The sequence below is a fragment of the Mariniphaga sediminis genome, assembly GCF_003573545.1.
GTDB lineage: Bacteria > Bacteroidota > Bacteroidia > Bacteroidales > Prolixibacteraceae > Mariniphaga > Mariniphaga sediminis.
The window spans coordinates 27869-48195 of the sequence record NZ_QWET01000003.1 but is presented as its reverse complement, the minus strand read 5'-3'; the positions used below and the strand labels follow the sequence as shown (position 1 = coordinate 48195).

Below are 20327 nucleotides of genomic sequence, written 5' to 3'. Positions count from 1 at the left end.
TAGTTGTTTATATGAAATGTAAATCACATTAAATGACTTACATGTTTTGCAAAAAAATTTAATCTATGTACAATTCCTTATAATGTTCATACATCACCGGTTGAATAAGATTCAAACCATCTTCCAACGCTTGAGGATCTTTAATCCCAAGCTTATAATCTTCTGTCTTACCAATTAGCTTAGTAAACTTTCGTACCTTCTTACCATTATCACTTAACCAGTATGACTTCACATATAGATATTTTATCTTGCTGACAGGATGTACACCATTTGAGATTCGAATTTCTGGCTGCACGACCATTCTTATCCGCATCAGTTGAATGACAAAATCACTAAGGGTACTATCCACATCACAAGCCATATTGATATCATTCTTTTCCTCTGAAAGCTTATCAATTGTTTTAAAATAGAAATCTAAAATATTATTCCTTACTACCTCAAGTTGAAATTGGTATAAGGATATATTTCGATTCAATGTCTGCGCACTAAAGTTGTCGTTAAAAGCCCATGACACAAATTCGCGTGCCTTGTCTTTATCTCTTACATCTTTTTGATATTTCATATAATGTTCCATCTGTTCTTTTACATATTCATTTGTCATTAAATCTTCAGCTTCTAATAGTAGTAGCATTAATGATTTAACTACCCCTGCACTAGTTAGACTGGCTAATATAAATTCAATAAATTCCATGAAATCATTATTTTTACAGAACAAAGTAAAGAAAAATATTCTGTAATTCAAAACAAGTGAATTACATTTTTAAAATTTATTGATTTTTTTCTGCTTCATGTAAATTACAGGATGTAGAATATTCTTTAAAATTCCCCATTTCATTGGTATTACAGGAACTTCTAATAAGTCCTAATTATAGCATAAATTGATAAAATGTAAAAAATTGCTAGAAATTATCGAATGGGATAGTTTCTTGGGGTAAATTTTGGAAAGTAAATTTTATCTCATATTCTCGTTCCTGTACACGGGAACCCAAAAAAAAGTGATGAAATTTAAAGAAAGCCAATAGATACAAAATACGATAAATTATATTCTTAAACGTACATGAAAATACCTTACCAGAGCAAATCCGGTAGTGTAATTTTAAAGGTTGCCAATCTGAAGGGATTTCTCACTACCCAATCAGAAAACTTTGTTAAAATGGATTGCAGCAAATTCATCAGTTGGTATTGTCTCCCAAATATCCCAACTATATAATTCAATTAACTTTATAAAAGACACCACCTGTTTTTCATTTGATATCAAAAATACCTAGTACCGAAATTCATCGGAAATCCGTAAAGGAAAATTTGAATACAAATCGACCTGTGCATCTGTTCGTAAAGTTCTCGCACGACCAACGGCTTGAATTAAATCACTTTGTATTAGTGCCAACTGAATATTGCGTAATTCTTCATGGTCGAAACAATTAAACTTGAATTTAAAGCCGTTGTACTCAATGTTTTGATAACTCATTGTAGTATCAGTTGTTTTATAATCAACACCAAGAACCTTCGCTGTTAACAGATATTCTACATTGTTCCTGTGAGGCGTGCCAACAACAGCCAGATCTTTACCACTCATTCCATTATATCCTGAGCAATTCCCAAAATACATTTCTTTTACAGGATTCTTAAAATGATGACCATATGACATAAACGTTATTACAGGTTTGTCTCCAACCTGCTTACTGATTGAATCAACATATCTATTCAATCCATTTCTGGAACAGGATTTATTTGTGTATTGGATTATTTTTCCTTGTTGCTCGACATCGGTTAGGTCAATAATTTCAACCTTGTCCCCATACAACTTTTTATATATAAATGAGGGTGCTGTCGCCGACATTACTATAACCTTTTTGTCCTTTGGTAATTCTTTCTTCACCACATAATGAATAATGTTATGGTCAAGTTTATCTTTCACGAAAAAGGAGCTATGAAAGAATTCGAAAATATTACTTTCAAATTGAAATGTTGAAACTTGCTTCACTAGTTCATCTATTTCGATATCAATCAATGTTGGTGTGTTATTAATCTCGGTAGGAATAGATTTTTCGAGTTTCTCGATAACTGGGTCTAAATCACTTTTAAATATTTCTCCTGATTGTATCTTTAATTTATGCAAATCGGAAATCTGAATCTGTTTAATATCGAGAATTTGATTCAAGGGATCTTCATCATAAACAATTGTGTCATGGGAATATTCTGTATGTAATGCTCTTGAATGTGTTGTAAGTATCGTTTCTGTGGAATATTTACATGCACTAAGTTGGTCAATATAATTTTGTGCTGAATCTATGTCCTTCTGAGAATATCTTCCAATACCCTGCTCAATCACCTTATATAGTATTGCTGTAGCTTTTTTCGGCAGACCGATTGAATAATAGTGTCTTAGAGTACGATTTAATGATTCATCTTCAAACTCTACCGGATCTGGGGAAGTTATATGTTTTACTTTCATCGTATCACTTATCTCATTTTTTAAATCATTTGTAGGTACACTTATGATTACTCCTTCTAAGAATAATAATGATCGAGTTTTTCCAATTGCCGTTGGTAGTATAAAAATGTAAATCTTACCCTTTTCAGCATGTTTCATTAAAAACTCAAATTTTTCTTTTAGTAGAGCTTCTGCATCAGATAGTTTTATCATATTAATGGGTTGTGTAATTATAACTTCACCCCTAATATCTTTGGTAGCTGAGATTATATCATAGTGTTCATGGTCTTCTTTATAAGGAGAAAACTCATAAAGCGGGAGTGGTGGATATTTGGGGACATTTAAATAGCTATGAATATTGAAATTGTTCTGAGTGTATTGTGTTAGTCCCAATTCATTGTATTTCTGCATTGTTTCTTTGAATAGTTTCCTACCACCATTTATATAAATCAAGTTTGTTGCTAGTCCCCAAAGTAAATCATGATTCAACCATTTACCTTTAAGGAAGTCATCAAGTATTTTAACCTTTTTCCTAGCTACACACCAATCAATCTTTTCTAATTGACCCCCTTCATATTTGTATTTTTTATTTTTTGGTGAAATCTGGGTATTTGTATTATAATCATATAGAAATGACCAGTTTTTACCATTTTTATGGTTGCTGGAATTTTTAAATAATTCCGGTGTAATTTTTCTGGTTCTTCCACCATCTTCAGAAGTCATTGTGATTCCAAGTGCATCAACTAGTTTTTGTAAAGGGATTGGATCAGTATGAATAATAAAAGATTCTTTACCACCAAAGTACCACCTACCACGATTTTTACATTTTTGGTCTGCTTCAGGGAATAATGTCAAAAGACCTTTGGCGATATAAGAATGTTGTAATTGATTATTCGCTGGCATATCAGTAAATAATACCACCCTAAATTTTCGTAATGAAGGAGAGTCCGAAAAGGAAGTGTACCAAACCTGTGGTGTTATCCCGAATTCGTTTAGTCGTTGAAAAACTTCCTCAATAGTTATTTCCCCTTTATCGAAATCAAGACCAAAAATTTGTTGTAGATACCAATTTTCATTGTTGATGTTTCCATGGAATAGACCACCAGACCAAGTATAACCGAAAGGTTGTCTTACGATTTTGGAGAAGTGGTTAATTGTTAATCCGGTGGTGACATTTAGGTTGTTGACAATCTTGCCAATTATTTTATCATCTTTTGGTGGTTTTGATGATAAAGGGGCTGGATTTATTGTTAGTTGATAAGTAATTTCATTTTTGTGTTCCATTTGAGGGTTGATGTTTTTCTATTGAATTATCACCCCAAATAAGATTTTTCATGAGGATCTGTTTGAGAAGTGTGGCAACCGGCAGATATTCCTTGTGTGCTTTTCTTTCAACTTTCAAATAAAACTCAACCGGCAAAGAAAGGTTGACTTTTACATTCTTGTTTTCTGTTTGAATACTTGTTTTTAACATTGTATAAAGTTTTTATCTTTTTATTTATTATCAGATGCATATAAGTATCATCGAATAGTAAATTATATTAAAAATTTCCCAAAAATTGTATCAAATTTCAATGGATAATTGCTATGTTTTTTTTATTTGTATTGCTAATCGCAATGAAGGAGATGTCGTTCCTGTATTTTACAGGATGTCAGATTTTAGGGAAAAAATTGGCAGAAAAAAATTTGAATTCTAGCGTTTTTTATGGACCAAAATTTTCAAGGTAGTCAAGACCTATTTCAAGCTACCGGGGGGGACTCTCTAAGAGGGGATGGGTAGAACCCTTCTGTCCGGGAACACATATCATAAAAGATGGGCTTGTCAATTTTAATTGGCAATAAAAGCACTTAAAAAGGATTTATCTTTTTCGATTGAAACGTTCCCTTTTTAATTCCTTGAAATAGGTTATCTTGCTATAAGGGTGTGTTGAGGTTTTTGAATCATCAGGATGCAACAACATTTCATCAAAAGAATAAACCTTATTATAGTCATAACGAGGATGTGGAATTCTAATCTCATATGGATCATAATCTGTCAGGTTTGAAGTTCTACATATTCCATGAAACATTTGTGCTGAGATTTTATCCGGTAGATTAAGTCCAATATTATTCTTCTTCAAGTATTCAGTTTTTGCTTCGAAATAAATATCATTTTCAGATTCCAAAGCATAAAACTGGTTATCATCAGGATTGAAATAGTAGAACGTGTAATTTAGTTTCTTAAATCTGTTGCTATTTTTTTTCGCAACTGCATTATACAATATCATTTCCTTGTAGTTGTTAATATATTCAATAATTACGATGGTTTTAAAAAATCCAATCTTATGAAAGGTAATTTCACGAACAATAGTTTTTATAACCTTTTTAATTTGCACACGATCAGAAATTGAATCAAGTTCCTGTAATCGGTTAGAAATATTGTTAGATTCTTCAAGAATTCTTTCATTATATCTTAAATCTTGTTCATATAACTCGATGCTTCTTAGGCATTCATTTTTTTCATTGTTTATTTTACCAATCTCATTCGTGTATTCTTCCACAGAATAACCTTCATTCTGAAAAATAATATTGGTTCTTTTTCGCCTATTTTCAATTCCTTTTAATAGATCTTGAAATTCGTTAATCTGATTCTTCAAATTATCAATCTTATCGGTACTTGAAATAAAGAAACCTTCAACTTCTGTATCAGGCATATTAATTAAGTTTTCTTTTACCAGTTCCCAAGTTATACCATCTAATGTTGATATCGAAATATTACTGCCGCGACAAGATGTTCCCTTATTTGTTTTATTACTACCTGAATTTTTTGGACAGATATAGGCATCATCTGTTTGTTTTCCCACATAATACTCACCGCAAACAGCACATTTGAGTTTCCCTCGAAGTAAGAAGATATGCTTTTTACCTTTATCCGCTTTTGTCTTATTAGATTCAACCAATTCTTGTACAAGATTGAATTGTGCTTTTGATATCAAAGGTGGTGTAGGTCTAATTCCAAGTTTTACTATTTTATACCCTATGTATTGAGTGTTCCGAAGAACCCTTGCCAAAGTATGAGTATTGCAAACGATTTTGGGGTACTTCTTTGAGCGACATATTCTGCTAATCTTTGAACAGGTTAGACCGTCTTCATAAAGGTCAAACACTTCTCGTACAATATCGGCTTCACTCTTATCTAAAGATTCTATAATTTTGTCATTTACAACGAAACGATTCTCGTTGTCTAGGGTGTACCCAAATGGAATTTTTCCCCCATTGTATTTACCATGCTTAACATTATTTGTTTTTGCAGATATAAATCTCTCTTTTGTTAGCCGAGCCTCATATTCAGTTAGCCATCCAAAAACGGAGATAGATAATCCAGCTTGAGGACTGACTTTCCCGGTTTCATCCAATAACCAAAACCTCTGAATGTAAAAATAAACGTTAATTGAATTATTTTGAAAGAAATCAGTTAGCTCGAGCAGTATTATTGGTTTTCTTGCCAGACGCGACATCTCCCATACTAACACTATTTTGATATTAGATGCAATTACCTCTTTTAAAAGTTTGGCCAGACCTTCTCTTTCCCTTTCATCTTTAAATCCACTTAATTTATCTTCATAAAGATTTTTGTCTTCAAAAATGAAATTGTTATCTTTCACAAAACTCTTTAAATCTGACACTTGTCTTTCGTAATCCTGAATATCACTACTAACTCGGATATAAATTGCGCATCTCTGTGCCATGTAAAGTTTTGGTGTAAAATACAAAAAAATATGGAGATACCCTTAATATTATCTTATGTTATTTCGCCCGGTTGCGGATAATTCCCGCCTCCCACAAGGGCAACATCGGAGATGGTATGATGCGGGCTGCGAAACGGTCGCTGGGTCATCAGCGAAGTATCTTTCCCTATTTTTCCGGCTACCGAATGTATTTTAGTGGTTTCCAATGCCTCTTTTAACGTAAAGGGCGGCAATATGGTAGGAATCCGTTTTGCCAGCATTGTTTTTCCCGACCCGGGCGGACCAATGAGAATAATGTTATGTCCTCCGGCAGCTGCAATTTCCAGCGCCCGCTTCACATTTTCCTGCCCTTTCACATCGGAAAAGTCGAATGGATTATTGCTGATTTGCGCGTAAAACTCAGCGCGGGTATCCACAACAGTTTGTTCCAGATTCTCTTCGCCGTTCAAAAAATCAGTTACTTCCCGCAGGTTTTCTGCCCCGAAAACTTTCAGTTTGTCTACCACCGCCGCTTCACGGGCATTCTGTTTTGGAAGGATGAATCCCTCGAACCCCTCTTTCCTTGCATTGATGGCAATGGGTAAAACGCCTTTCACAGGTTGCAGCGTGCCGTCGAGCGAGAGCTCTCCCATCAGCACATACTTCTCCAGTTTCTCCGCATTAATTTGGGCTGAAGCCGCCAAAACAGCGGTGGCAAGCGGCAAATCATACGCCGATCCTTCCTTACGGATATCGGCAGGCGCCATATTAATAATTATTTTGTATCGCGGCCACTTAAAACCGTTCAGCCGGAGGGCCGATTCAATACGTTGCTGACTTTCCTTTACAGCGTTGTCAGGGAGGCCAACCAGTAAAAATTTGATTCCTTGTGTTACGTCTACTTCAATGGTAATGGTAGTGGCATTTATTCCGAAAACTGCACTTCCGTAAGCTTTTACCAACATGGGAATGGGTTTAAATTTGATTCTTTCTGTTTACCAGGTAAATGTAAAAAATAAAATCAGAACAGAAGATACAAAATCCCTGATTTCGTTGTTGTTCCGAACTACCTTCCCCTCCCAAAAGAAACATCTTTTTACTCCGGAATCATGCCATATCTAAAATGAAGAATTCACAATGCACTCCAGATCCCCGGAAGAAACATACCGCTTTGCAACCTTTCTGCCGCGAACTGAAAAGCAAAAAAACAGACAAAGGCCGTGAATGGCACAACGTAAAAAACCGGCTACTCCTCCTCTTTCCCGAAGCACCCCCTCCGGGTGTTTCAATAATAAATCTGTCTCCTTCCACCAAATTTATATTCTGAATGGAATCCAGCTGAATTTCTTCCCCGTTTTCCCGGATAATTTTTTGGCATCCCGGCTCACCCTCTTCTCCTCCACTCAGACTGAATGGCCCGGATTTACGCCGCTGGGTAAGCACAGAAAGGCTCATTGGCTCAAGAAATATGAACTCACGGATAACACCATCTCCTCCTTTCCACCTGCCATTCCCGCCTGAATTTTTCCAGACACAAAATTTACGGGTAGCGGTGCTCCAGCACTTCAGGGTCGGTAATCCGGGTGTTCGTCATGTGGTGGTGTACCGCATGGGCTCCGTTAAAACTTTCTCCGGCACCGCAACCTCCGCAAACAGTTTCGTAGTAACCGAAATGTTGATTACCAAAAAGGACGTTATTCATGGTTCCCTGACTCGCTGCAGCTACTGTTGCTCAATACTTTTTGTCGATACTCGTTCCCATATTTGTCTATTCCGATACAATCGGTAAATGTGCCGCCGGTATCCACAAAAAGCTGAAAATATTTCACATCCACAAAGTACTATTCAGGTTACGATTTATAAAAATACACTTCAAACTCCGCTTCCGAGATTTCATTTACCCAATGCTCAAAGGAAAGGCTGGTTGCTTTATCGATGAGTGGGGCAGGCAAGAATGGCGCATATAATTTATACACCATGCCCGCAGGAAGCTGTTTCAGGTCAGCCATCACCTGGGTTACCGGATGTTCGCCTGCTGCCAGCATTTTGCGCGCATCCATCTCTTTATAAATTTTTTGTTCATTGACCCACCACAGGCGAGCCGTGTTATAACCTCCGTGTTCCGTTTCTTTAAGCAAATCCTGCCCAACCTCTTTGCGTAACCGATTAATAAGATCCTCCACCTTTACATTTCCGATGGTGGCAGCCTGTTGCAGTGTGGCAATTTTAGCCACTGTTTTTCGCAGCACCGGGTTCTTCAACTTACTGAAAGCCGGCACGTAATCTATGAGTACATCTTCCAGTTGCGGCCAGGTCTCAATGAGTTGCATCACCTTTGTTTTGGGAGAAATAATGATATCGTTCTTGTTTTCCATGATGTCTATGTATAAAATTAAAATGCGCTGTTATCCATGGGAAAAACGCGATTAAAAATAGCAATCTACCTATTTGTAGGACAAGATGCGTTGTTCTCCCTCCAGCTTCCGGTATTCAGTCAGGTCTTTTGAAACCTCAAGGGTACCCAGGTACTCTCCTTTTTCATTATGCAGGGCAAAATATTCGATATGAATGAATTTTCCGTGCAGGTTAATCCAGAAGGGCGCACGGGTCTGTTTCCCGGATTTAAAATCTTCCAGAATCTTGTCAACAATATGTGCACTGGCCGGTGGGTGACAGTGCCGTACATCGCGGTTCAATATTGCCCGGTTCCGTTGAAAAATCCGTTCGGCCCCCTGAGTGAAATATTTCACTTTATCGTTACGGTCTACAAAAGTCATGTCTGCCGGAACAGTATTCAAAATAGCCATTAACTCTTCGGCAGTAAAACTACCCGATGGCAGCTGGATGTTGCCTCCCTCTTTCTGCACTTCGTTAATGCTTTCCTCTTCCATCCCTGCCGGAGTCCATTCTGTTGGCGGATCGTACAGGCAAAAACCAATTTCTACTGACTGCTTACGAATCTGGTACCAATCGCCATCGGTAAGTGCATCCATCGCCATTGGGAACAGGATTTCTTCTTCCTTCACTGTCATATCCACGACCGCTTTGGCAGCTGGCTGCAAAATCAGTTCTGCCGAACCCGCCAAATCGTCTTTTGTCAGCCCGGGCATATTCAAAATCTCAATGCTCCCGTGGAGCAACTCCCTTATTTCATCATGCTTTCCCCACATTACTTTAGGCGGCCCGGTAATACCTATCTTTTCAAGGTAAGGAAAGAGTAAATATTCTTTTCGCAGGTAATGTTTATCCACATCAATCAACTGATTAAACCCAGCTTTTAACTGAAGAATAGTCTCTTCCAGGTTTTCTTCTTTCACATACTCCAGGGCAGACAAGACAGAAAGTACATTCCCGGCCACACGCTTCAGCGCCTTGTTCTCTTCCTGCATCACATCCACCGGGTGTCCTTCGGGAACTGCTTTGGAAGATGAAAGATCAACCCTTCCTTCCAAAACAGCAGAATGAGCATCGCAAAGTTTCAACACTTCTTCTTCCGGGAGCCCTTCTGAAATCAACTCCTGCTCCACTTCTACCACTTCACCGTAAGGAATATTGCTCAAACTCACCAAAAGTTGCTCTCTGACTCCTTCCTGCGATTCACCTTCGTGCAACTTCAAAATAAGTTCTTTCAGCTTTGCTTTCCTAAATTTTGAATTGTCAATATGTTCACTCATACAAATAATATATTTTTAAAACGTAACATGAAAACCCAGTAAATATCCGACTGGTTTTAACATACGATCTTGTAAAATTAATAAAAAAGATAATTCTGTCCTGTTTTCTGATATACCCGGATTGTATACTGATCCAAAATAGGTAATAGTGTACGGGTGAAAATTATATTTCAAACTACTGATTTACTGCCTGCTGCCTAATAACTGACCGGAGTATCCTTTTTTAACCTGCTTCGTGCAATAACCGCAGGCGAACTGCCGCTCATTTTGTTGAGCATTGATTCTGCGAACTGAAACTTTGGTAAAAACAGATATTCTAAATAAACATAATAAAGAATATTACCAATCTTGAAAAATTCAATTATAGATTAAAAAACCGAAAGAGAGCAAAAAAATGAATATCATCCGGTTAACCTTTTCTTCAAAAAATGATACAGGCCGGATAGAGACGGATACTAAAACAGAGTCGGTAAACACAAAACTACACCTGAAACCAATGAATCAATTCTGACCGGGCGGAATACCCGGCCAGAATGATAAAACAATATGTTAACTATTTACGTTCTTTGGAAATACTCCAGCCAAATTTCAGACCGAATACAAACCACACCAAGGCAACCGTTCCCAATGCGAATATTGTGTCACCGATTACCCTGAGCCACTTAAATGTATCAATGAGTGGTTGCTGCATAAACTCGGCGGAACGGGCGTACCAAAGTCCTTCCTGAACACTGGCAAACGTTTGGGCCATCCCGATGGGCAATACGCTGATGAGCACCATGGCCAGCAACCCGATATTAATAGACCAGAAAGCAAACTTCAACCACTTTTCTTTCCAGACTGAAACCGAGTCCATGTCGCGAAGGACGAAAAGCATGAGGCCAATACCCAGCATTCCGTAAACACCGAACAGAGCTGTGTGCCCGTGAACCGGCGTGGTATTCAGCCCCTGCATATAATAAAGTGCAATGGGCGGATTGATAAGAAAACCAAAAATTCCTGCTCCCACCAAATTCCAGAATGCGACGGCTATAAAACTGTAGATAGGCCACTTGTAGGGTTTTATCCACTCCGAACTGCGGTATATTTTCAGGTTATCGTAGGCCTCATACCCCATGAGCACGAGCGGCACTACCTCAAGGGCACTAAAAGTTGCCCCGAGCGCCATTACAGCAGTTGGCGTACCCGTAAAATAAAGATGGTGAAACGTCCCTAAAATCCCACCTGAAAGAAAAATGATTGTTGTAAACAGCACAGCGAGCGTGGCAGTAGTTGCCTTTACAAGCTGCATTCGCACAAACAGAAAGGCCATTACCACAACGGCAAACACCTCAAAGAACCCTTCTACCCACAGGTGCACCACCCACCAGCGCCAGTATTCGGCAATGGCCAGGTTGGTCTGACGGCCCCACATCAGGCCGGCTCCGTAAAAAACAGCAATGGCAACCGATGCAACAAGAAAAAGGATGAGCAAATGGCGGCTTTCGTTACGTTGTTTCAATGCCGGCCAGATAGCCCTCCCCATTAAGAAAAGCCAGATGAAAAGACCGGCAAAAAGGAATATTTGCCAGAATCTGCCTAAATCGACATATTCATATCCCTGGTGACCGAACCAAAAATTCTCCACCAGTCCCAATTTCTGCATTACTCCCATCCACTGACCGGCCAATGAACCAACCACAATCACCAGAAGTGCGCTGAAAAGTACATTCACTCCTAACCGTTGGAATTTTGGTTCAACGCCCGAAATAGCAGGCGCATAGTACAGCCCGGTAGCCAACCACGATGTGGCAATCCAAAAAATGGCTATCTGCACATGCCAGGTACGCGAGATGGAATAGGGCAGCCAGTCAGCAAGCGGAATCCCGTAAAATGCTTGTCCCTCAACACCGTAATGTGCCGTCACAACACCCATGATTACCTGAACAAGAATTAAAAGGGTTACAATCCAGAAATATTTTAACGTTGCCTTTTGAGAAGGAGTTTGCACAATATTCTTTAAAGGATGCGAAGCAGGAGGCTTCAATTCATCATCTTCTTTTTTCGACGCATAGTACCAAATCATTATCCCGATTCCTGCCAGCAAAAGAATTACACTAAATCCTGTCCAAAGAATCAGGGACCCGGTTGGTTTATTACCAATCAGGTCATCAGGCGGCCAGTTATTTGTGAAGGTGATATCCTTATCCGGCCTTTCTGTAATACAGGCCCAGGAAGCCCAAAAGAAAAACGTATTTAACTTACGAACCCGTTCCTCATCTTTCAGTGAATTTTCAGGAACACTATATGCATCGCGTAAATGCGCCAGTTCAGGATCATCGGTAAACAGTCCGCCATAATGTTTACTATTATGGATAAAAGCCTCAGCTCTGAGCGAAGAAACCGTAATAACATCCCGCTCGGGGTCATAGGTGTTCGTCCGCATATCGCGCTGCAAGGTAACCCGCAGGGCAGCCTGCTGTTCTTCCGTCAGATCGTCGTACCCCCTGCCGTAAGTTTCCATGCCGAGCTCATCCAGCATAAAAACCGCTTCGCGATGCAGCCAGTCGGCAGTCCAGTCGGGAGCCTGGTACGCGCCATGCCCCCAAATAGTTCCCAACTGCTGGCCCCCAAGCGATTGCCAGACGTTTTGACCGTCCTTGATATCCTGACCGGTAAACAAAGTTCTCCCGTCCTCTGTCAATACTTTATCAGGAACAGGCGGAGCTTCGCGATAAATTTCCTTACCATAATATAACAATACCCCAAACGAAATCACCATTACTCCGATAAAACCTAACCACAATTTTTTTGTCTTCATAAAGCCTGATTTTTACTTTTCTATAGCGCAAATATAAAAATCTTTTTCTTTTGTTGACAAAAAGGTCTTTTAATCATTACAATTTTTTTATACTTTTGTCATCTAAAGAAAAAAAGCCGTGTTTAAGAAAGAAACCGAGTATGCACTTAGAGGGCTGGTATATATTCAGATTCAAAACCAGTTGGACAGAAGACCAGGAATTGTTGAAATTGCCTCAGAAATAGATACCCCGCCGTCGTTCACTGCAAAAATTCTGCAGCGACTGGTGCGACTGGGATTTCTTGAATCGATAAAAGGCAAAAACGGAGGTTATTATTTTAACCCCCAGAGCCCTGAAATCCCACTTAAACAAGTGGTTGTTGCCATCGAAGGCGATAAAATATTTACAGGCTGTGGATTTGGGCTGAAACATTGCGATGAAAAAAACCCATGCCCCCTTCACGACGCTTACGGCCCCATTCGCGAGGGCATCAATGAACTCCTCACAAAAGAAACGATACAAAGCCTCGCCAAAAAAGATAATCCCGAACGTGTACTCAGCAGAGTCTCAGAATAATATTGATTCACTCTTTCACCCCCTTTATTTCTTTTCTCAATCCATTATATCTTATAATCAATTTTTGTAATTTTGAAGTTCATAATATATAGTATTTGAAATAAATACATAAAAATATATGAACAAAAGTTATTTACTTTTGATTATAACAAAAACGACCAAAGTCCTTACAACCGCCCTCTTTTTGTGTATGTTACTCAAATGCCAAACAGAAGAGGTCAGTTTGCCCATTCAACTGGAAGCAGAGATACAACATGTAACAGAGTTTGGTGGAAGCGATGGCTCCATTGATTTGACCGCAACGGGAGGCAGGGAGCCTTTCCGCTTTTTGTGGTCACTACCGACACCCTCGAAGACTTATCCGGAATACCGGCAGGGATCTATTCGGTTACGATTTCCGATCAATCATCTCAAACAGTAACTGACACCTTTGAGGTAATACAACCCGAACTGGATGGAGTGATGGATGTGGACGGCAATATTTACTCCGTCATCACCATTGGCGAACAAACCTGGATGGGTGAAAACCTTCGGGTGAAACATGCTCCCGATGGTTCGGAAATTATCAGCTATGTTTATATTGATAATCCCGAAGCAGAAGAAAGGTACGGCCGGCTATACTCCTGGGATGTTGCCATGAATGGCTCCACAGAAGAGGAGGCACAGGGAATCTGCCCCTGTGGCTGGCACATTCCTGACGACGATGAGTTCAAAAAGCTGGAGATACACCTCGGCATGACACAAGCTGAAGCCGAAATGGCAAACACATGGAGAGGCTCGCTGGTAGGGACTTCACTAAAAGAAGGGGGTAATTCCGGCTATGATGCTCAATTAGCCGGAAGACGTTCATCCGGTGGGCGTTTGGGGTATATTGGCGAAATGGAATACATGTGGACCTCTACCGAATACGAGAAGGATCTGGCCTGGCGCCGTTGTCTCAATGTCAATTCCCCGACTGTGGGGCGCTGGAATACTTTCCCTAAAAGCTACGGCTTTTCTGTACGGTGCATACAAAATAAAAAAACAAAATAGTTCTTAAAAATGAACGGAAAAATAATACTCACTCTGGCCCTTCTTGCCTGCTCCTTCCTGTTTTTATACTGTAGCGAAGAAGAGAGGGAAATACCCTCTGATTTCGATTTTTACTCACTGGTAGCAGAAAAGGACACCATGGCTCCTGGCGAAACGGTAAAACTAACTGCCAAGGCCACCGGCAGCGAACTGAGATATTTCTGGTCGGCCTCCGTAGGCGATATATTGGGCTCAGGCGCCCAGGTAACTTACGCCGCATCGCCGTGCCAGATAGGGAAAAACCAGGTTACATGCAGAGTGACCAATGGAAGCAAACTGTCGCAAACGAAGACCATCGATATTGTTGTTTATGAATAAATATTGTTTTTTTCTGATAGTCGTCGCACTATTTTACCCCCGGTTTTCACAGGCTCAGTGCCTTTCTTCTGTGAACCCTGTTGGCGGAACAAACAACCTGCTGGTATTGGAGAAAAACTCCCTGAGGGTTATTTCCTTTTATAAATACGGACAGGGATACCACTATTTTGAAGGGTCTGAACATTCAGATTTTAATTTGATAAACAAGGCGTACTACAACTACCTTTCGACCATCATTAGCTACGGACTTACCCACAAGTTAACCCTGGAAACGGAGCTGGGCCATTTTTTCAACAAAACACAAAATTATAATCTCCAGCCGGCTTACTCCCTCACAGGAAAAGGATTGTCCAATGCGGTGCTGCTTGCCAAACACAGCATTTTCACAGATCCGTTCAGGCGCATTTACATTACCGGTGCCGTGGGTGCAAAGATCCCTTTTTCGCGCAGGTTGCAATGGTCGGAGAATGTAAAACTGCCCGTAGAAGTACAGCCCACCATCGGGGCATTCGGAGCTGTGCTTACAGCATCTTTTGTAAAAGAAAGTTCGGAAACGGGCATGCGCTATTTTTTCACCAACCGGGTGGAAATGCACTCCCCCAACAAAGAAGGCTACCGGTTAGGAACCTCTGTATACAACTCTTTTTATATTTCGAAGCACCTCAAGCAACCCTGGCTAAAGGATAACTGGACTGCCATTCTGCAATTGCGAAATGAAATCAGGGCACCCGACAAAATAAAAGAACAAAAAAAAGAATCATCGGGAAGCACTTTGTTTTTTATCGCACCACAACTCAATTTTGTGCTCCGGGAAGAGTGGTACCTCTCGGGCATGATCGACATTCCGGTTTACCAGCACTTTAAAGGCACTCAACTGGGCGCCGGCACAGGATTTACCTTTATCATTTCAAAAACATTCAGACTCTAAAAATATTTACAACAGCACGACCTCATCCTGCTTTTTCTTTCTGTCAGAAAAGAAAGCCACTAAAACAAGCAGCAACACAATACCAATTCCAATATAAACGCCTGCAGGAATGGGCGCTGGCTCTCCCTGTGCATAAGAATGCAACCCGGACAAGTAGTAGTTCACCCCAAAATAGGTCATTAAGACCGACCCGAAGCCAACCAATGAAGCAGCGCTTACGGCGTAGTTTCCTTTAAATCCGGGGATTTTGTGCATGTGCACAATAAACGTGTACACTAAAATGGTAACCATTGCCCAAGTTTCCTTGGGATCCCAGCCCCAGTAGCGCCCCCAGCTTTCGTTGGCCCAAACCCCGCCAATGAATGAGCCGGAAGCCAGCATCAAAAGACCCAGAATCAAAGAAATATGGATTATTACCACCAGTTCTTTAATGGTGTGGTTTAGCCTGATTTTATTTTTATCGTTTCTGAAAATCATCAGAACAAGATTTAAAAGTCCCAGCATGGCACCGATTCCCAAAAAGCCGTAGCTCGCCATGATGATGGCCACATGCACAATCAGCCAGTATGATTTCAGTACAGGAACGAGATTGGTTATTTCAGGGCTCATCCAACTAAAACCGGCGACGAGAAGTGTTAATCCGGCGAGCAGCGTGGTAAGCGACAACGTAATTTCTGAACGGCGCACAAATACAAGTCCTGCCAGCAAGGTAGCCCAGCTTACAAATACCATCGACTCATACCCGTTGCTCCAGGGAGCATGGCCCGATATATACCAGCGAACCGCCAACCCAACCGTTTGGGCCGCAAACAGCAACAAAATAAAAACAAAGGCCACCTGCTTGAGCGTTGTCAGTTTTATTTTCGGATTAAAAATGGTGTAAAGCTGCAACAGCAACAGAATCAAACCAGCAGTCAGCAATATTTTCGAAAGTTTACCAAAAATATCCCATTTATGATACCAAATCTCAAGTTTGACCTTTGCAGGGGATGGAATGATCTGCGCGCCTTCTTTTTGCTGGTATTTTTTTATTTGATCCAACACCTGGGTTGCAGTTCCCCAGTCGCCCGAAGCCACAGCACCCAGATAACTTTGAATGGTCTGTCTGGCAAAAGTGTCCCCTTCGGCACCCAGCGTGCCTGCATCGTTTGCCGTAACCCATTTCTGGTTTTCGTGGCCGGGAACCGGAAAAACAGTTAAAAAGTTCCCGGAGAAAACATTAAAAATAATATTCACCCGCTCATCCACATTAATAATTTCCTTATCGAGTTTGTTACGCTCGCTGCTTTTTTTGGCAAAAGCTTCCGAAACCATTTTATTCAGCTTGTACCCCCCCATTTCGCGTGGCAGGACAATGGCATTAAAGGGTGCATAATCCGTTGAAATTCCCAGCGTTTTCCGAAGTTCGGGATTGGCCACTTTAATAATCGGTACATTTTTCCAATGTTCGGGACTGGCCTGCATGGAAAGAAAAACCTCCGTGGCGCTCATTCCCTCCCACTTGTTCTTTTTGGCAACTTTTCGCAATATTTCAGAGGCAAGAGTTGCGGTTGGTTCGGTCCGCCCTTTGGTACTTTGAAGCAACAATTCATCAAATTCAGAAATATGATTTTTATTCAGCGACTGAATATTTTGCACTGGCTGGGCATTCAATGCAGAAAAGAAAAGTCCGAAAATAAAAATGGCGAACAGCTTTTTCCGCTCTTCCCGCAATTTGGCCGAAGCTTTTATAAGTTTCATAAACCGGCTGTTTCTGTTGAAAAGCGTCAAAACAAATCCAATGGCCATAAGCAAATAACCCAAATATGTGATTGAAGTCCCCCAGGCATCACTGTTTACCGAAAGGATGGTGCCTTTTTCATCGGTATCGTACGAAGACTGAAAAAAGCGGTAACCCTGGTATTTCAAAATGTTGTTCATAAAAATACGAAACGGTTTTTCAGTGGCGCCATCTTTTAAAACGACCTCACTGGCATAAGATGACGGACTGTTGGATCCGGGATAACGCTCCAGCTGAAAATCAGTTAAATGGATGGAAAAAGGAAGTTCTATTTTTTGGGAACCGAAAGTAACTGATACTTCGGTATCGCCAATTGTTGTAGTGTAGGGTTCGCCAACCATGCCTTTCATGCCATAAACCACCAGGTTTTTTCTCTCGTTTCCAACGGTAATTTCCGTTTGGATGGCATCACTAATGGACCGTCCCTGTTGGGGCGTTGAATAAACCAGTTGTGTTTTTCCTTTTTGAAAAAACTGCCTGACTGCAAAATGAATATTTCCGGTTGAATATATCGTTTGGGTATTTAGCTGATGGCGAATCCCGGGAATTATTGTCTCCCTGTTTGCCCCGCTCATATCCAAAACAAAAACAGAATCGGAGGCAGTAAAGTATAAATTTCCCTGATCCATTTCCAGGTTTATATCCGAAATTCCGTTTTGTTCATTAAACCCGATGGTGCTGCCTTCAATCGTTTTTTTGTCACCATTTTTCAAAACGAAGTCAGTCCGTTCCATTCCCGCATTAACGACCATGAGCGCAACGAGCGGCTCTCCGCCCGGGTCAGCCACAACTGTTTCGGCTGCTGACGGCATGTACTGCAAATTCGTAACCCGAACTGCATGCCCGTTAATTGACACTTCTTCAGAAAACCGGTTTGCCGTGTAGGGCGAAAATTTAACTTCATACAATTCTTCAACAGCCGCATTTCCGTTGGCAGCGGCTATTTTTATAAATGTTTCCTCAGAAACGATAAAATCAGACGATTGCCCTTCACGAATATGCATGGTGCCTTCGTAGCCGTAATACCGGGTAATTCCGGCGCCAATAATCATAATTACAAAAGAAATGTGGAACAGAAATCCCGGCCATTTCTTTTTACTGAAGAGGTTATTTTCAAAAATACTTCCGATAAGATTTATGGCGATTATTACCAATAATATTTCAAACCACCTGGAGTTGTAAACCAGAATCTTCGCGGTAGCAGTACCATAATCATTCTCAATGAAAGTGGCATAGCCGATTGAAATTGCAAAAACAATTACCAGAATTCCGGTAAACAACATGGAGAACAAAAACGAACTAAATTTTTTCATGCTACTAAAAATGTTTGTTTTTCAAAGGTAAAGTATTCCAGCCCGGCTTGCGTGGTCAAACGGGAACTCGCATGCATTTTCATCATTCTCCCGGGCGTACCTGTTTTACATGCTCGTTTCATAACTCAAATAGTTCCCTTTTAAAAAGTTAAGGTGGGTACTAAAATCAGAAAAAAATTTTACAGCTAAAAATTAATACAATTGGGAATGACATTCGGAGCAGTGTTGTTCGCGCCAAACTTCATTAATTTCGACTGGGTGTTTAAACTCCAGCGGGTTAGCTACATTTGAAACTTCCAGGTTATCCACTGTTCCCTGCGCAGTAATGTGATGACACAGGTTACAGTCGCGTGAAATGACTTCTCCTTGTGCCGAAGTGTGCCTGTCGTTATGACAACGATAACAGCCCTCTGTTTCGAGGTGCCCCAGATGGTTGGGATACTCGGTCCATTTCACCCCCATCACGGGAAAAAAGTTTTTGGAGTAACCTTCCTGTATGCTAGCAATGGTTTTTTCAATGTCTTGTTTTTTAGATTCCAGCAACTCAGGATACATAATTTCATAGTATTCGTTTACCTGTAATTTGATGGCTGTAAATGCGCTGTCGGTAGTTGGGTAATCCTGCGTAAAAATGCCCATTGCAACCGATTTAATGTCGGGTAAATCTTTGGGTATTTCCCCGGAAGCCAAATACTCGTCCACAAAATTCTGGGGCACTTTATAGTTGTGCGATGGCCGGTTATGGCAATCAAGGCAATCCATTACCCTCACCTCCAGTGAGTCCATCCGGCTTTGCGGGAGTTTATTTTCCTTATCCTCGTAAACGGTTATTTCGCCGGTTTTCAGATTGGTATATTTTACCCACGGAATGGTGCCGCGCTTTTCATCGGAAGCAATATATTCGATCTTTACTTCCGGATTAATATGCCAGTGAATACCCTCACTAATCCCTTTAGCACTATGCTCCGAACTGGTTTTTAAAAGCATGTGGATATCCCATTCCGTATTTCCTTCATCCGCAATATATGAACGTTTGATTCGTAACTTTCTGTCGTAAAATTTTTCCGGCCAGTGGCATTCTTCACAGGTTTCCCTTGCCGGGCGCAAACTATGAACAGGAGTTGGAATGGGACGCGGATACTTGTCGAACATCACAGAATATACCTGATACAGACCCGACAATTTACTTTTTACATACCAGTCGGCACCACTACCCACATGACATTCTACACATGATACACGCTCGTGGGAAGATTCCTGGTATGCAGCATATTCCGGCTCCATAACCCGGTGACAAACCTTCCCGCAAAATTCTACCGATTCTGTGTAGTGAAAAGCTTCATAACTTCCAATGGCCGAAAGAATTAAAATCAAGACAGTGCCCACTGAAAAAATTATGGTTGCATTTCTGGTAGCAGGATTATTAAAGTCGACGACCGGCCAGTCTTTTCCTTCAGAAACTTGTACCTGTTTTTTTAATCTGCGTTTTGCGGCCAGCATTCCTACAGGAATCATAACCAGCCCAATAATTAAAAAAATGGGGAGAATGATGTATATAAACAGTCCGACATACGAACTTCCAATATCAAGAACCAATGTAATTATAAATAGCAGGGCGATTAAAAACAAGCTTAATCCGACAAGTGCTGCCCCAACAATGGAGGTCCAGTTTCGAAGTGATTGTGGTAGTTTCATTGGATATGGATTTTTAAACTGATCCTCAAAATAGTTTGATTCTCTTTAACA

Annotated in this window: 14 protein-coding genes and 1 pseudogene; 5 read left to right on the top strand and 10 right to left on the bottom strand. The window is 40.5% G+C overall.

The features are described 5' to 3' along the window. Positions 1-58: 58 nt before the first annotated feature. The 8 genes and pseudogenes from D1164_RS04495 to D1164_RS04450 form a co-directional block, all read right to left on the bottom strand. The gene (locus D1164_RS04495; protein WP_119348762.1) at positions 59-691 is read right to left on the bottom strand and encodes a hypothetical protein; all 633 of its coding nucleotides are present in this window, start codon (positions 689-691) and stop codon (positions 59-61) included. Between the two features lie 573 nt (positions 692-1264). Then, on the bottom strand, positions 1265-3718 hold the full coding sequence (locus D1164_RS04490) for a hypothetical protein (RefSeq protein ID WP_119348761.1): 2454 nt from the start codon (positions 3716-3718) through the stop codon (positions 1265-1267). 575 nt (positions 3719-4293) lie between these two features. Beyond that, positions 4294-6162 (bottom strand): recombinase family protein, encoded by a 1869-nt coding sequence (locus tag D1164_RS04480; protein ID WP_119348759.1) that lies wholly within the window; start codon positions 6160-6162, stop codon positions 4294-4296. Between the two features lie 53 nt (positions 6163-6215). Beyond that, entirely contained in the window at positions 6216-7106 is an 891-nt protein-coding gene (locus D1164_RS04475; RefSeq protein ID WP_119348758.1) for a YifB family Mg chelatase-like AAA ATPase, read from the bottom strand. A gap of 142 nt (positions 7107-7248) precedes the next feature. Beyond that, a pseudogene (locus tag D1164_RS04470) lies at positions 7249-7843 on the bottom strand (hydantoinase B/oxoprolinase family protein). A gap of 148 nt (positions 7844-7991) precedes the next feature. Further along, a complete protein-coding gene (locus D1164_RS04460; protein ID WP_119348756.1) occupies positions 7992-8516 on the bottom strand; it encodes a DUF1858 domain-containing protein in 525 nt (174 codons plus the stop codon). Positions 8517-8585: 69 nt separating this feature from the next. Then, entirely contained in the window at positions 8586-9815 is a 1230-nt protein-coding gene (locus tag D1164_RS04455) for a DUF438 domain-containing protein (RefSeq protein WP_119348755.1), read from the bottom strand. A 553-nt stretch (positions 9816-10368) separates the two neighbouring features. Beyond that, positions 10369-12615: a nitric-oxide reductase large subunit gene (locus D1164_RS04450; protein WP_119348754.1), complete on the bottom strand. Its 2247-nt coding sequence runs from the start codon at positions 12613-12615 to the stop codon at positions 10369-10371. A gap of 118 nt (positions 12616-12733) precedes the next feature. Between D1164_RS04450 and D1164_RS04445 the strand changes: the two genes are divergently transcribed. The 5 genes from D1164_RS04445 (at position 12734) to D1164_RS04425 (ending at position 15488) form a co-directional block, all read left to right on the top strand. After that, positions 12734-13171, top strand: a complete 438-nt coding sequence (locus D1164_RS04445; protein ID WP_119348753.1) for an RrF2 family transcriptional regulator — start codon at positions 12734-12736, stop codon at positions 13169-13171. A gap of 118 nt (positions 13172-13289) precedes the next feature. After that, positions 13290-13592, top strand: coding sequence for a SprB repeat-containing protein (locus D1164_RS24190; RefSeq protein WP_119348752.1), 303 nt, complete (start codon positions 13290-13292; stop codon positions 13590-13592). Next, positions 13502-14203, top strand: a complete 702-nt coding sequence (locus D1164_RS04435) for a fibrobacter succinogenes major paralogous domain-containing protein (RefSeq protein ID WP_172594336.1) — start codon at positions 13502-13504, stop codon at positions 14201-14203. The genes D1164_RS24190 and D1164_RS04435 overlap by 91 nt, the downstream gene beginning before the upstream one ends. Positions 14204-14212: 9 nt before the next feature. Beyond that, entirely contained in the window at positions 14213-14560 is a 348-nt protein-coding gene (locus tag D1164_RS04430; protein ID WP_119348750.1) for a hypothetical protein, read from the top strand. Continuing rightward, on the top strand, positions 14553-15488 hold the full coding sequence (locus tag D1164_RS04425) for a hypothetical protein (protein ID WP_119348749.1): 936 nt from the start codon (positions 14553-14555) through the stop codon (positions 15486-15488). Before D1164_RS04430 ends, D1164_RS04425 begins: the two co-directional genes overlap by 8 nt. Before the next feature lie 6 nt (positions 15489-15494). Here the strand turns inward: D1164_RS04425 and ccsA are convergent, their stop codons facing one another. Both ccsA and D1164_RS04415 read right to left on the bottom strand, forming a co-directional pair. Beyond that, complete coding sequence (ccsA, locus tag D1164_RS04420; protein WP_119348748.1) at positions 15495-18581, bottom strand: cytochrome c biogenesis protein CcsA; 3087 nt, start codon at positions 18579-18581, stop codon at positions 15495-15497. 192 nt (positions 18582-18773) lie between these two features. Further along, entirely contained in the window at positions 18774-20276 is a 1503-nt protein-coding gene (locus tag D1164_RS04415; protein WP_119348747.1) for a NapC/NirT family cytochrome c, read from the bottom strand. Positions 20277-20327 lie beyond the last annotated feature (51 nt).